Raw genomic sequence first — 13,523 nt, forward strand, 5'->3', positions numbered from 1 at the left:
AGTAGCGACAGGTATATGGCGATTGACCTTCAATAGACAAGCTCGTATAGTCGGAAGACGTCATGATTAGGGATATAGGGTATGCACTTGGATCATTTTAAAAGACACTTACTGCTTAAAAAATCATGCCTAAATGCACGGACAGAGTGTGCGCTGTTCCATGATTCAAGCGTAAAGATAGGCTTAGTAGCCAAGCAGATAAGCCATCATTTATCGCCACTACTTGCGCTAAAATTAACGTTATCAGCCCTATTGTTGGCATGTACAAGTGCGTCTTATAGTAAGAGCCAAGCTGCGTCATTGAGTTATGACTCATGGCAGAAGAATGATACAGAAGAGTTAAATTTACCAAGTTTGCGCGGGCAAGGACTAAGCTTTGATGAGCAGTATCAAAACAAACTCCTTGGTGAATGGTCATTAAGAAACATAAATGGTCGCGTAAAGATGGAGCATGACCCTTGGATTCAAGAAACTGTCAAAGAGCTAACTTGGCGGCTAAATGCTCAAGCGCGTCAGCAAGCACCGCTTGGTCTGGTCATTATTGATAACCCAAGTATCAATGCATTTGCGGCACCAGGTGGCGTGATTGGTCTCAATACCGGAACCATATTGGCAGCAAACAGTATGGATGAGCTGGCAAGCGTTGTGGCTCATGAAGTCGCGCACATCAGTCAGCGTCATTATGAGAGTGGTGCCGATGAGCGTAAAAAAGCCTTGTTGATGCAAATAGGTGGCATGCTTGCTGCGATTGCGGCATCGACCATCGATGGTGATGCGGCGGCGGCAGTGATGATGGGCAGCCAAACTGCTACGATGAATAGCACCATGGCATTTAGTCGTAATAATGAGCGTGAAGCGGATCGGGTCGGTATGCAAATTATGAATCAAGCTGGCTACGACCCACGCGCGATGCCGCGCTTCTTTGCGACCATGAACCAAAAAAGCCAGATGAACCAAACTGCTAATCAATTTTTGCCAAGCTTTATCCGCTCACACCCTTTGAGTAATGAGCGCTTAAGTGAATCTCAAAGCCGCGCTCAACGTTATAATGCACTACCATTGAATCAGCAGCAGCGTCATCAAGCTTTGTTTGATTTGTTATATTGGCGTGTGCAAAGTACCGGTAATCATGCTTCTGAGACCGTATTAATGACGGCGGCAAAAAATAGCGTCGGTGCAAAGCTGGCACTGATGTATTGGTATGGCGAGCAGCAGCGCTTTAAAGAAGCAGATGATTTATTCGTCGAGCTGTCCGCCTTACCGACAGCAAAGCGTCAAGTACTAGAGCCATTATTATCCATTACTCAGAGCCAGATTTTAACGGAACAGAATAAATGGCAACAGGCTGCTGAAATATTAGAGAGCCAGCAGCGGCTTTACCCTGAGCGCCGTGACTTGCGACTTTATTTGGCGGAAGCCTTGACCAACAGCAATCAGCCAACCAAAGCGCAAGCATTGCTTAAGCCATTAACTGAACAGCAGCCAAGCGATCGTTATGCATGGCAAAGTTTGCAGTTAGCAAACGAGAAAATGGCAAAAACCACGGATTCCGCAGCGCTAAAAAGTATCGCTACTATTAATGCGCTGCGCTATCGCAGTCATGACCAACTTTGGAGCGGAAGTTATGAGCGCGCGCTGACTTCTTTGACGCAAGCTAAACAGCTGACCGAAAAACTGCAAAATACCGCTCAAGCTAGTAGCGCTCGTCCACTTCTTGCTAATATTAATGCCGAAATCAAAGCCGTAAAAACCGCCAAAGATTTTAAACCTTAGGCGGTTATTTGATTGTTGTAGTGTAGGTAATCACTATTTATAGATAGCGGCTTGTTAATATATCAATAAGGGCATAAACCAACCTCTATTTTATTAGACAGCTATTAGCCTTGCAGAGCGTCTTTAACCAGTTTTGAGATTAAGGCAGGGTCAGCACGACCCGCAGTTTTCGTTTTCAATATACCCATTACACTGCCCATATCACGCATTGAGGTCGCGCCTTGTTCGGCAATTTCTGCGTTGACTAAAGCTGCTAATTCAGCATCATCCATCTGTTTTGGCATATACTCATTGATAATATCAATCTCAAACTGCTCTTTGTTTGCCAAATCATCGCGACCGTTTTCGGTAAAAATAGTCAAGGATTCATGGCGCTGCTTGAGTTGTTTTTGTAAAATCTCCAGTACTTCAGCATCGTTAAGTACTGTTTGACGGTCAATCTCGATTTGTTTGATAACCGCTTGTACGTTACGTAGGACTTTGACTCGTTCAATTTCACGTGCTTTCATAGAGACGATGATGGTATCGGTTAACGTCTGTTTAAGTTGACTCATTGTTATTATTCCTTATAAATATAGATAAAAGTTTATGTGAAAACCTGCTAGTGCTTACAAGCCATACAATACAAAGCTTTAAGCTAAGTAATAACATTAATACTAAAAATTGTAGCATAAAAAACGCCACTGATATCATTGGATAACAGTGGCGTTAGTGTAGCGCTGGTACTTAGCTAATCGACTTATCGATTAGTACATACGAGTGGTACGAATAGTTTCGCGTTGTAATTTCTTTTTATAACGCTTTACGGCAGCAGCTGCTTTGCGCTTGCGTACTTGCGTTGGTTTTTCATAAAATTCACGCTTACGTACATCTGACAATACGCCAGCTTTTTCACAAGCACGTTTGAAACGACGGATAGCGATATCAACTGGTTCGTTTTCTTTAACCTTAACTGCAGGCATGAAGACTCCTCGATTAGGATGAGATATAAGGGCATTAGTTTGGCTGTATATTAGTATTTAGCCATAATATCTCAAGATTACTGGCATCAGCTCAAACTAGGATAATCTTGCACAGTAGCACAAGGGCGCCTATCATAATAAAAAACAGCAGTAAAGTCAAAGGCTTTTGCGCATTAATCCATAAATATCATTAAGTTGTACGATATTATTTATAATAGCACTGTTAAGACACACGAATTTTTAAAGGTAAATAAACATATGTTTTACTGCATAGCATTGGTATAAATAAAAACCCTACTGTCTATAACGGTTTAGGCAGAGTTTATGCTATGATAATTTGCAAAATACCAATCGTTTTATGTGCACTTTATTAAGGATGTTGTAATGAGAAAATCAGTACTAAATACGGCGCTAAGCACAGCATTTATCGTTACTCTTGGCTTTGGTATCAGTGCGTGTAGCAGTGAAAAAGAGAGTGCAGAATCAGATCATGTCTTAGCCGTTGATCGTGTCGATGATGCCGCAGCGCTTGCGCGTAAAAACGCACCGGCAGCAGAGGATATGGACTTTCCGGCAACTGCGCCTATGCCAGCTGTGGATGCGACAACAGATGCCGCTGCTACTGAAGCAGGCGTAGCGACAGCAGAACCAACAACTGCTGATGCGACAGCAACAGCGAGCGCCGATAGTACTGATACAGCGGTAGCGACAGCTGACCAGCCAGCGACGGATGCCGCTGCTGCTGACGCGCCACCTGCAACCAATTAATCATGCCGAAATGCAATATTCAATAAGGTGCGCCGTCACTAATAATCTATAGATGAGGGAATAACTATGGCTATGAAACAATATACAATGCAAAAAAAATCCGTTGTTAGATTAGCGCTGTCAGGCTTAAGTCTGAGTGCCTTGTTAATGCTGAGTGCTTGTAGCGGCGGTGACAATAAGGCGGCTGAAGAACCGGCGGCAGTAAATGAGCCTGAAACGGTGGTTGTAGAGCCAGAAGTACCTGTTGAAGCTGAGCCTGTCGTTGAAGCAGAAACGGTTGAGGTGCCAGAAGTGGAAGCTGAAGAAGTAAGTACTGAAGCTGCTGCTGAGCCTGAAGTATTGGCTGCTGATGCCGGTGCCGTATTGTATGAAAAACAGTGTAAAGTTTGTCACGAAAAGGGTTTATTAGCTGCGCCAGTATTCGGTGATAAAGAAGCGTGGACACCACGAATTGCCAAAGGTATCGATACGCTACATATGCACTCTGCGAAAGGCTTTAACAAAATGCCAGCGCAGGCGAATGCTGAGGTTAGTGAAGCACAAGTACATGCTGCTGTGGATTATATGGTCGCTGCAGCTAGCTAAGTATTATTGATTGAAATTTGCTAAAATGACCGCCATTGTAGATTTACAGTGGCGGTTTTTTATTAACGCTATAATAACGACACAAAGATATAAAGCATATTTTAAAAGCGCTTTTTCAGCATAAAGCACAGCAGTAAATCATGCGCAAAATTATATGCAGTAATCAACGATTTGATGCAAAATATAAAGGCAGATAGATGAAAGTATTGGGTTTAGAGACTTCTTGTGATGAGACCGGTCTGGCGATTTTTGATAGCGAACAGATAAATAGCGACAATAAAGGTTTGCTTGGGCAAGTGCTGTATTCACAAATAGAGTTGCATGCCCTTTATGGCGGTGTTGTGCCTGAGCTTGCCAGCCGTGATCATATTCGTAAGCTAGTGCCTTTATTTAATGAGCTTTTGCAGCAATGTAACATAACTAAAAATGAGATTGATGCCGTCGCTTATACCAAAGGTCCTGGGCTTATTGGTGCCCTGATGACGGGCGCATTGTTTGGTCGCAGCTTGGCTTATGGTTTGGATATTCCAGCGATTGGTGTTCATCATATGGAAGGGCATTTACTGGCACCGCTGATGGGAGCAAATCCACCGGCGTTTCCGTTTGTGTCGCTACTGGTGTCGGGTGGTCATACCTTACTGATAGCCGCGCATGGTATTGGGCAATATGAAATCCTCGGTGAGTCTATCGATGATGCAGCAGGTGAGTGCTTTGATAAAGCGGCGAAGATGCTAGGCTTAGAGTATCCAGGTGGTCCTAATATTGCTAAATTGGCGGAAACTGGCGATCAAAATGCTTATAGTCTACCGAGACCAATGTTACATCGCGGTTTAGATTTTTCTTTTAGCGGTATGAAAACAGCAGTACATAACCTTATCAAAGATACCGATGGCTCAGGTGGCTCAGGAAATGGTGCTAATAGTGATCCGCAAGTTCGTGCTGATATAGCCGCCAGCTTCCAACATGCGATGGTCGATACCTTAGTCAAGAAAAGCGTTAAAGCACTTAAGCAAGTGAATATGAGCCGATTGGTGATTGCCGGTGGAGTCAGTGCCAACAGTCATCTGCGTGAGACGTTAGAGAGTGAGCTAGCGAAAATAAATGCCACTGTTCATTATGCGCCAGCAGCCTTATGTACCGATAATGGCGCGATGATTGCTTATGCAGGTTATGAGCGCTTGCAAGCTGGTCAGGCCGATGATTTGGCGGTCACTTGCGTGCCACGTTGGCCGATGACAGAGCTGCCAGCAGTATAATTTTTTTGCTTATTAGTATGGCATTCATTAAGAGAATAAGGATTACATCATGCAATGGCTTGCCATCGGCTTAGGGGCAGCAATCGGCGCTTGTCTGCGGGCGTGGCTGGGACGCTTTAATCCGCTGCACAGTTGGATACCGATAGGAACGCTTAGTGCCAATATTCTAGGAGGACTGCTGATAGGTCTTGCTGTGGTATGGTTTCAGCGTACCGGCAGCGTGCTATCAGTCAATGTAAAAATGTTTATTATCACTGGATTCTGTGGTGGATTGACCACCTTCAGCACCTTTAGCGTTGAAGTATTTAGCTTGATAAATGCAGGACGTATGCTTGCCGGTCTGGGATTGGTTGGTTTGCATGTGGGACTGACCTTAGCCGCAACGGCGCTTGGGTTTTATTTATTCAGAGGTATTTTATAAATATTTGCCTACAAAGGTTTAACAATACCTTCTAATAAGCTCGCAAACCCCTGCATATAAGCGGTATCTTGACTCGATGTACGCGTTGCCGCATATAGCTGACAATAAACACCTTTACCCAATGGGCGCGACACCACCCAACCTTTTTTCTCATATTCAGCAACGACCCAATCGGGTAGTGCTGCCACACCGCGCTCACTCGCTACGAGTTGTATGAGCATCGCGGTCAGCTCAGTGGTACGAATATGCTTAAAACTAACTTGCTCTGGAGTCATAAAGTTAGCAATGATATCGAGGCGCTTGGCTTCTACTGGATAGGCAATCAAGGTTTCTTCAGTCAAATCGTTTGGTTGAATAATATTCTGCTCTGCTAAATCATGGGTAGGCGACAGCACCAAACGACTCTCATATTCAAACAATGGCTGATAACTAATACCCTCTATCGGTAAATTACTCGTTGTAATCAACAGATCAATATCACCTTCCATCAATAAGTGATGCGGCTCAGGCTCAAAACCTGTAGCAAAGTCCAGCTCAACATCTGACCATTCACGGCGATAATGATTAAGAATGGGCATCAACCAATCAAAGCAGCTATGACATTCTGACGCTAAGCGCAGCCTACCTGCTTGACCGTGGGCTAAACGCTTTAAGTTAGCTTTAGTACGAGTAACTTGTGGCATAATGCTATCAGCAAGTGCCAGTACCGTTTTGCCAGCTGGTGTGAAAGTCAATGGACGTGTCCGGCGATTTACCAAACTGATATCGTAATAGTTCTCTAGCTCTTTTAACTGATGTGAGACTGCAGACGCAGTTACATGTAGCTCATCGGCAGCAGCGGCTAATGAGCCATGTGCCCGTAGTGCAGTTAGCGTATTAAGATGACGAAGCTCTAACATAAAATAATCTAACCACCGAAGTTAAAGGAATAAAAAGTAAGCAATATTTGGCTCATTCAATGATTAAAATAAGCAAAAAATCAAAGTTAACGTCGACGCAGCAATAACTGTGAGATGACCACCAAAATTAATGAAGCGACTAGCAAAATCGTACCAATGGCATTGACCTCAGGTTTAAGACCCACACGTACCATAGAATAAATACGTAGCGGCAATATCTCATAGCTAGGACCGGTGACAAAGGTCGACACCACTACATCATCGAGCGATAAGGTAAATGCTAGTAGCCAGCCTGCCATCACTGCTGGGAAGATAACAGGAATCAGCACGGTGCGTATCATCGTTGATTCGCTGGCGCCCAAATCACGCGCTGCTTCCATCAAGCGCTCATCTAAACTACTCAATCTTGCAAATACCGTAATGACTACAAATGGCAAGCAAAAGGTAATATGCGCCAGTAATAATGATACAAAACCTAACTGCAGCCCAATTAATAAAAATAGCGCCAGTAGCGATATGGCTAATACAATCTCAGGCGACATCATCAGTACAAATAGTAATCCATTTAATAAACCCTTACCGCGAAAATCATAGCGATGTAAGGCAAGCGCGGTCAGGGTGCCGATAATCGTTGATACTGTGGCTGCCACTAAACCCAATACAATAGAATGCCAAAAGGCATCAAGCATCGCCTGATTATTAAGTAAGGATTCATACCACTTTAAACTAAAGCCGCCCCAGTTATAACCAATTTTTGATTTATTAAAAGACATGACCACCAAGACAATGATGGGCAGATATAGCATCGTATAAATCAGACCTAAATAGCCTTTAGCAGCAATATTGCCAAGCTTGATAGGGCATTTGTTTTTAGTCGATGCATGATTCGGTGAGCGACTTAGTGCGTTATGAGACATTAGGCCACCTCATTAAAATCAGTCTTGCCAATACGGCGACTACTGGCGCGGTAGGCGAGCAACAATACCGCCATCGCAAGCGTTAACAATACGCTAGCTGCGGCCCCAAATGGCCAGTCACGCGCATCCAAAAACTGATTTTTGATAATATTACCGAACAGTAAATTGCGTGAACCGCCTAAAATATCGGCAACGTAAAACATACCCATTGCTGGCAATAGCACCAACAGCACCCCTGATATGATTCCAGGCGTGGTCAGTGGTAGTATCACGTGCCAAAAGGTTTGTTTTTTTGAGGCGCCCAAATCCTGCGAGGCAAGCAGCATATCATCGCGCAAATCGCTAAAGACTGCATACAGCGGCAGCACCATAAATGGAAATAATAAATAGGTTAAACCTGCAATCACTGCCCCTTGGGTATATAAAATATCAATAGGAGTATCGATAATGCCTATCGCGAGTAAGAGTTTATTAATCAAGCCATTATTGGCAAATAATAGTTTAAGCGCGTATGTTCGCACCAAAGAGTTGGTCCAAAATGGCAATATCAGCATGAGCATCAAGAGTGGCTGCCAACGTTTGCTGACGCGCGACACAAACCATGCAAAAGGATAACCGAGTAATAAGCAAATAACCGTGGTAATCCCCGCCATCCATAACGAATGCACAAAGACATCAAAGTAAAGCGGATCAATCATGCGCACGTAGCTGTCGATGCTGAGCGGCAGACTAATAAAAGCGGTATTATCACGGGTCAAAAAGCTGACGGCAATCACCAGTATATTAGGTAATAACGCAAAGATAAGCAGCCAGCCCCAAATCAGCCATAGCGTTGCCGTACGAAAAGGGCTCTTATTGCTTATACCCATACGTGCCATTAGTGGATATCCTCTTGGGCAGATAAATCGCCAGCTAACTTGCTAGTAACATTATTCATCCCATTATCAATGCTGCTATCAAGTGTATCCTCTTCTGGCAATACCCATTCCCAACCATCAACCCATGACACTTTTACGCCTTCATTAAGCTTATAGTCAAAGCTTGGGTCATCCTCATCAAAAAACTCTGATGCTTTGATAACATGACCATTGGCCAGCTCGATAATTGAATCTAAAGTGCTGCCTTTATAGTTACTTTCGATAACTCGTCCCAATAATCCGCCATGAGTTTGGTCAGTAGGATCATAAATCCGTAGGTCTTCTGGACGTAGTAATAAATTGACGATATCACCAACTTGGATGCCATTGGCAAAATCGGGTCGACGCAGATTGCGCACCGGTGTTGGTCCGTCTTGTGCTTGTGCTTCGCAGACTTCAACCTCGATACGCCCATTGGTCACGCGACCATCGCGATCGGGCTGCTGATGATAGACACCTTTGACTTCGGCTTTAAATAAATTGGTCTCACCGATAAATTTGGCCGTAAATAAATTGGCAGGAGTTTCATATATCTCAATTGGTGTGCCAATTTGCTGAAATTTTCCGTCTTTCATCACCGCGATGCGATCAGACATCGACAATGCTTCTTCTTGATCATGTGTGACAAAGACAAAAGTAATGCCAAGCTCACGTTGTAGACGTTTAAGCTCAGATTGCATCTGCAAACGCAGCTTATGATCGAGCGCCGATAAAGGCTCATCAAGTAATAATAGTTTAGGACGATTGATAACCGCGCGTGCAATCGCAACACGCTGCTGTTGCCCACCGGATAAGTCCTGCGGGCGCCGATTGGCAAGGTGCTCAAGCTGCACCATAGACAGCATCTCACGCACCCGCGTTTGAATCTCATCTTTAGGCACTTTTTTCAGCTTAAGACTATATGCCACATTTTGGGCAACGGTCATATGCGGGAATAGCGCGTATTGTTGAAATACAGTATTGACCGGACGTTTATCTGCTGGTAAGCCTGCCATCTGTACGCCGTCTAAATAAATCGCCCCTGCATTTGGCTGCTCAAACCCCGCAATCAGTCGCAGTAAAGTGGTTTTACCACAACCTGAAGGACCGAGTAAGGTAATAAACTCACCATGCTTGATATCAAGATTAATGTCTGTTAGAACCTCAGTATTATCATAGGTCTTTTTTAGACCTGTCAGTTGCAGCAACACCTTATCAGCGTTAACTGATGTAGGAGTAGTCGGCGGCGTTAAAGGTGATTCGGTCATAAGGGTTCCTAAATTACCGACATAAATACCAAAATATCAGTGTCAGTCTGAATCTGTATATGCTAAATAGGGTGGTCCACTACTTTAAAGCGATGAATATAAATGGAGGCCAGTTGCAGGCTATTATAACAAACCTTCGCCATAAATTAGTGCGAGTTCGTTATCGGTTAGGTCGTTGCGCCAAAGTGGCTTTTAAGGATGGTTTTGCTATTGGATGGTGTAATTAATGCAAGGTGAATTAAAGAATTTTTACTATTTTTTTGCCTTTATTCCTATACAATCGGTTTATGTATGATGAATACAAGATGATTGGCAGAGCTAAGGCTATCGCCAAACTCTGCTTAAAAATCTAAGCGCTAACGCAAAACTAAGCGCTAACGCAAAACTAAGCTCTATGGAAAATAGGCTCTATGGACAGGATGTTTATAGAGTGACTTAAAATGTTAATTATTCAAATGATTAAGGATTAATGATGCCTAACAGTAAACGTCCAAAAACTGGTCAAGAAGCACTGGCACTGCTCAAAGAAGGCAATGTGCGTTACATTGATAGTTTGACAAGCACTGATCCCTGCATGCAAAAGCGCCCAGAACTCATCAGTGATCAAGATCCTATTGCCATTATTTTGGGTTGTTCAGACGCACGCGTCCCAGTTGAGATTGTGTTTGATCAAGGATTGGGTGATTTGTTTGTCATACGAGTGGCAGGTAACGTGGTTGCGCCCTCGCAAATTGGTTCAGTCGAATTTGCGGCTGAAAAATTCGGTACTAAACTAGTTGTGGTACTGGGACATTCGCATTGCGGCGCTGTCACCGCTTGCGTAGAGGCATTAATCAATCCTGAACAAAACTACTCGCCTAATTTACAATCCATCGTCGATCGTATTCGTCCAAGCGTTTATAACCTGCATGAGCTTGCAACCGCTAACGGTCAAGATGTCGATGCTGATGAGCTGGTTGATCGCTCTATACGTGCCAATGTGCGCATGTCAGTTAGCCAATTAAAGCATGGCTCGCGTGCCTTAGAAGATTTGACCAGTAGTGGTCAGTTACTTATCGTTGGCGCGGAGTATAATTTAGAGACTGGAAAGGTGCGTTTTTTGGACGCTTAATTGAGTGATGTAAAGGCTGTCTTGTACAGTCTGCGCGTTATCAATATTAACGATTAAAAAATAAGTCAATATAGGAAGCATTATGAGTAATCCTGATACCTTGAATAATGACCAATCATCGCTAGCCCAACCTAAGAGCAGCGTAAAAGCTGATGGCGTACAACCTATCGCAGCACAAACGACAGGTTATACCTTTAACCATACGATGCTGCGTGTCAAAGACCCTGTAAAATCCTTGGCGTTTTACACTGGTGTCTTAGGTATGACCTTGTTGGCAGTCAAAAAGTTCCCAGCGATGGGCTTTGATTTATATTTTTTAGCCAAGCTTACTGAGAGCGAGCGTGAAAACTTGCCATCCGGCGATGATTTAGAGATTTTTGCTTTTCGTCAACGCGGTATTTTAGAATTGACCCACAATTATGGTACCGAGACAAAGGCTGACTTTAGCTACCATGATGGCAACCAAGAGCCACAAGGCTTTGGGCATATCTGTTTTAGTGTCCCTGACCTAAATGCAGCGGTTACTTGGTTCGATAAAAACAATGTCGAATTCAAAAAACGTCCAGATGAAGGTAGCATGAAAAATATCGTCTTCATTAAAGATGTTGACGGTTATTGGATTGAAATTGTCCAAGCGGATTTGATGGCTTAAAGCATTCATGACTTATCTCATAAATTAAGCGATTAAAAAAGCCACCCAATCTTTTGATTGGGTGGCTTTTTTAATGCTGCTAGAGAAACAGTGCTTAGTCGTCTTTCTTAACTTGAAAATCGGTATGGCACGATTTACAGCTGTCACCAACAGGTTTAAACGCTGGCATCACATCATCAATGCTGGTCGCTGACTGTGCAGCCGTCGCTAGCTCAGCCGTTACCTTTTGGAAATTCTCTGCTTCCGCTTTGAAACCATCAGCATTTGACCATACTGCATCTTTAGCGCCACCAACCATTTCAGGATTATTAAAATGACTCCAAGGATTTTTAGACTCTTCTGCTAAGAATGTTGCCTGCTCTTTAAATACTGCCGCATCAAAGGTATCTGGCTCTTTTGCCATGCCGCCCATCACCTTCATCGCATCACCGAAGTTTTTCATGATGTCCTGACGGGCTTTGACGTCAGGGTCAACCGGTTTACTACAAGCGCTTAGACCTAAAGTCGCTGCTATCAAAGTGACAGCAAAGATAGTTTTTAATGATTTTTGATTCGATACCTGAGTCATGAGTCGTGCTCCTTTTTACGTGGCTAATAAAAAGGTGGCGTAGCATAAACTGCTCGTCACCTGATTAAATCGCTACTATTAAAATAAATTTGTTCAATATTTTTAATATATTTTCTTTACTCGCATTTTAAACACTGTTTTGTAAGACGCCTAAAATACTAACTATCCTATATTAAACAGCAAGAAGTATAAGTAGCATAGGTCGATAGCGTGAGTTTTTGTAAATTCGATTAAATTACGCTATCAATTAATCCTAAGCAATCATAGACGTTAAGTTATAAATACATATCTTAAAAGTGCTTAGAGCTTATATTGAAGCGCTATTTTTTTAAAACGATAAAGGTCAGCATGGTTAGCTGACCTTTATCGCGAGCAAATATTTTATATTAAAATTAAGAAATATCTGGCCGTTATTATGCCAATTTAGACTATAGAATCAACCAATCACGCGGTTTTAGATAAAAGTCAGTCAATTCAAACTCAGCTGTACCTTCAGCTGGCTCGAAGCGATAATGCCAGCTAGCAAGCGGTGGCATACTGACCAAGATGGACTCAATACGCCCATTACTTTGTAATCCAAATAGGGTGCCGCGGTCATAGACAAGGTTATATTCTACGTAGCGCCCGCGGCGATAGAGCTGAAATTCGCGCTGTGCTTCAGTATAGGGCGTATTTTTACGCTGCTCAAAAATTGGCAGAATACCTTCAAGGTAGCCATTACCAACCGCTTGCATAAATTGAAAGCAGGTTTCAAAATCCCAGCCGCGACTTTCAGTATTGACGTCATCATAGAATAAGCCGCCGATACCGCGCTGCTCATCACGATGACGCAAATGGAAATACTCATCGCACCACTGTTTGAAATCAGGATAGATATTGTCGCCAAAAGGCGCGCAGATATCATGGCAAGTCTGATGCCAATGTACGCAGTCAGCAAGCACCGGATAAAATGGCGTCAAATCAAAACCGCCGCCAAACCACCAAATAGGGTCTTTGCCTTCAGCCTCGGCAATAAACAAACGCACATTGGCATGGCTGGTTGGAACGTTAGGGTTTTTTGGATGCACAACAAGAGAGACGCCCATCGCTTGTGCTTTACGACCAGCAATATCGGGATGACGGGCAGTTGCTGAAGCAGGTAGGTTTTGCACGTGAATATGGCTAAACATAACGCCGGCTTTTTCAATCACCTCGCCATCTGCTAACACACAGGAGCGACCGCCGCCGCCTTCAGGGCGATCCCAATCGTCAGGGACAAAGGTTGCTGACTCATTGTTAATGCTGCTACTGCCGTCACGCTCTTGTGCTTCTAAGGCTTGGCAGATACGGGCTTGTAAATCGACTAAAAACTCACGCACACGCATGATGTCACGATGACTTGGTGTCACTGCGTCATCGGTTGTCGATATATTGATGTCGTTATCTATCTTTGGAATATTCATAAAAT

Annotated in this window: 15 protein-coding genes; 7 read left to right on the forward strand and 8 right to left on the reverse strand. The window is 43.5% G+C overall.

Annotated elements, in window-relative coordinates; all coding sequences use genetic code 11:
* Positions 1-81 precede the first annotated feature (81 nt).
* Positions 82-1,773 carry a M48 family metalloprotease gene (locus ACMHKH_RS03395; RefSeq protein WP_413519261.1) on the forward strand — a complete coding sequence of 564 codons (1,692 nt, stop codon included), beginning with the start codon at positions 82-84 and terminating at the stop codon, positions 1,771-1,773.
* Positions 1,774-1,877: 104 nt separating this feature from the next.
* On the opposite strand, the gene ACMHKH_RS03400 is transcribed toward ACMHKH_RS03395, so the two are convergent.
* Positions 1,878-2,327 carry a GatB/YqeY domain-containing protein gene (locus ACMHKH_RS03400; protein ID WP_413519262.1) on the reverse strand — a complete coding sequence of 150 codons (450 nt, stop codon included), beginning with the start codon at positions 2,325-2,327 and terminating at the stop codon, positions 1,878-1,880.
* A gap of 192 nt (positions 2,328-2,519) precedes the next feature.
* Positions 2,520-2,735, reverse strand: a complete 216-nt coding sequence (gene rpsU / locus ACMHKH_RS03405) for a 30S ribosomal protein S21 (RefSeq protein ID WP_079690742.1) — start codon at positions 2,733-2,735, stop codon at positions 2,520-2,522.
* Positions 2,736-3,119: 384 nt separating this feature from the next.
* On the opposite strand from rpsU, the gene ACMHKH_RS03410 reads away from it, so the two are divergent.
* The 4 genes from ACMHKH_RS03410 to crcB all read left to right on the forward strand — a co-directional run bounded on the left by ACMHKH_RS03410 (position 3,120) and on the right by crcB (position 5,765).
* Positions 3,120-3,503 (forward strand): hypothetical protein, encoded by a 384-nt coding sequence (locus ACMHKH_RS03410; protein ID WP_413519263.1) that lies wholly within the window; start codon positions 3,120-3,122, stop codon positions 3,501-3,503.
* Positions 3,504-3,569: 66 nt separating this feature from the next.
* Positions 3,570-4,088: a c-type cytochrome gene (locus ACMHKH_RS03415; protein WP_413519264.1), complete on the forward strand. Its 519-nt coding sequence runs from the start codon at positions 3,570-3,572 to the stop codon at positions 4,086-4,088.
* Positions 4,089-4,285: 197 nt separating this feature from the next.
* The gene (gene tsaD / locus ACMHKH_RS03420; protein WP_413519265.1) at positions 4,286-5,344 is read left to right on the forward strand and encodes a tRNA (adenosine(37)-N6)-threonylcarbamoyltransferase complex transferase subunit TsaD; all 1,059 of its coding nucleotides are present in this window, start codon (positions 4,286-4,288) and stop codon (positions 5,342-5,344) included.
* A gap of 49 nt (positions 5,345-5,393) precedes the next feature.
* Positions 5,394-5,765, forward strand: coding sequence for a fluoride efflux transporter CrcB (crcB, locus tag ACMHKH_RS03425; protein WP_413519266.1), 372 nt, complete (start codon positions 5,394-5,396; stop codon positions 5,763-5,765).
* Positions 5,766-5,773: 8 nt separating this feature from the next.
* On the opposite strand, the gene ACMHKH_RS03430 is transcribed toward crcB, so the two are convergent.
* From ACMHKH_RS03430 to potA, 4 genes are all read right to left on the reverse strand, one after another.
* Positions 5,774-6,664 carry a LysR family transcriptional regulator gene (locus tag ACMHKH_RS03430; protein WP_413519267.1) on the reverse strand — a complete coding sequence of 297 codons (891 nt, stop codon included), beginning with the start codon at positions 6,662-6,664 and terminating at the stop codon, positions 5,774-5,776.
* Positions 6,665-6,750: 86 nt separating this feature from the next.
* Positions 6,751-7,581 (reverse strand): spermidine/putrescine ABC transporter permease PotC, encoded by an 831-nt coding sequence (gene potC / locus ACMHKH_RS03435; protein WP_413519268.1) that lies wholly within the window; start codon positions 7,579-7,581, stop codon positions 6,751-6,753.
* Positions 7,581-8,459: a spermidine/putrescine ABC transporter permease PotB gene (potB, locus tag ACMHKH_RS03440; protein ID WP_413519269.1), complete on the reverse strand. Its 879-nt coding sequence runs from the start codon at positions 8,457-8,459 to the stop codon at positions 7,581-7,583. The genes potC and potB overlap by 1 nt, the downstream gene beginning before the upstream one ends.
* Positions 8,459-9,745, reverse strand: coding sequence for a spermidine/putrescine ABC transporter ATP-binding protein PotA (potA, locus tag ACMHKH_RS03445; RefSeq protein ID WP_413519270.1), 1,287 nt, complete (start codon positions 9,743-9,745; stop codon positions 8,459-8,461). The genes potB and potA overlap by 1 nt, the downstream gene beginning before the upstream one ends.
* A 472-nt stretch (positions 9,746-10,217) precedes the next feature.
* On the opposite strand from potA, the gene ACMHKH_RS03450 reads away from it, so the two are divergent.
* Both ACMHKH_RS03450 and gloA read left to right on the forward strand, forming a co-directional pair.
* The gene (locus ACMHKH_RS03450) at positions 10,218-10,856 is read left to right on the forward strand and encodes a carbonic anhydrase (RefSeq protein ID WP_413519271.1); all 639 of its coding nucleotides are present in this window, start codon (positions 10,218-10,220) and stop codon (positions 10,854-10,856) included.
* An 82-nt stretch (positions 10,857-10,938) separates the two neighbouring features.
* Positions 10,939-11,508: a lactoylglutathione lyase gene (gloA, locus tag ACMHKH_RS03455; protein WP_413519272.1), complete on the forward strand. Its 570-nt coding sequence runs from the start codon at positions 10,939-10,941 to the stop codon at positions 11,506-11,508.
* Between the two features lie 94 nt (positions 11,509-11,602).
* Here the strand turns inward: gloA and ACMHKH_RS03460 are convergent, their stop codons facing one another.
* Complete coding sequence (locus ACMHKH_RS03460; protein WP_413519273.1) at positions 11,603-12,076, reverse strand: c-type cytochrome; 474 nt, start codon at positions 12,074-12,076, stop codon at positions 11,603-11,605.
* Between the two features lie 428 nt (positions 12,077-12,504).
* Positions 12,505-13,518 carry an oxygen-dependent coproporphyrinogen oxidase gene (gene hemF / locus ACMHKH_RS03465; RefSeq protein ID WP_413519274.1) on the reverse strand — a complete coding sequence of 338 codons (1,014 nt, stop codon included), beginning with the start codon at positions 13,516-13,518 and terminating at the stop codon, positions 12,505-12,507.
* Positions 13,519-13,523: the final 5 nt, after the last annotated feature.

Source organism: Psychrobacter glacincola (assembly GCF_965118485.1).
Taxonomy (GTDB): Bacteria; Pseudomonadota; Gammaproteobacteria; order Pseudomonadales; family Moraxellaceae; genus Psychrobacter; species Psychrobacter glacincola_D.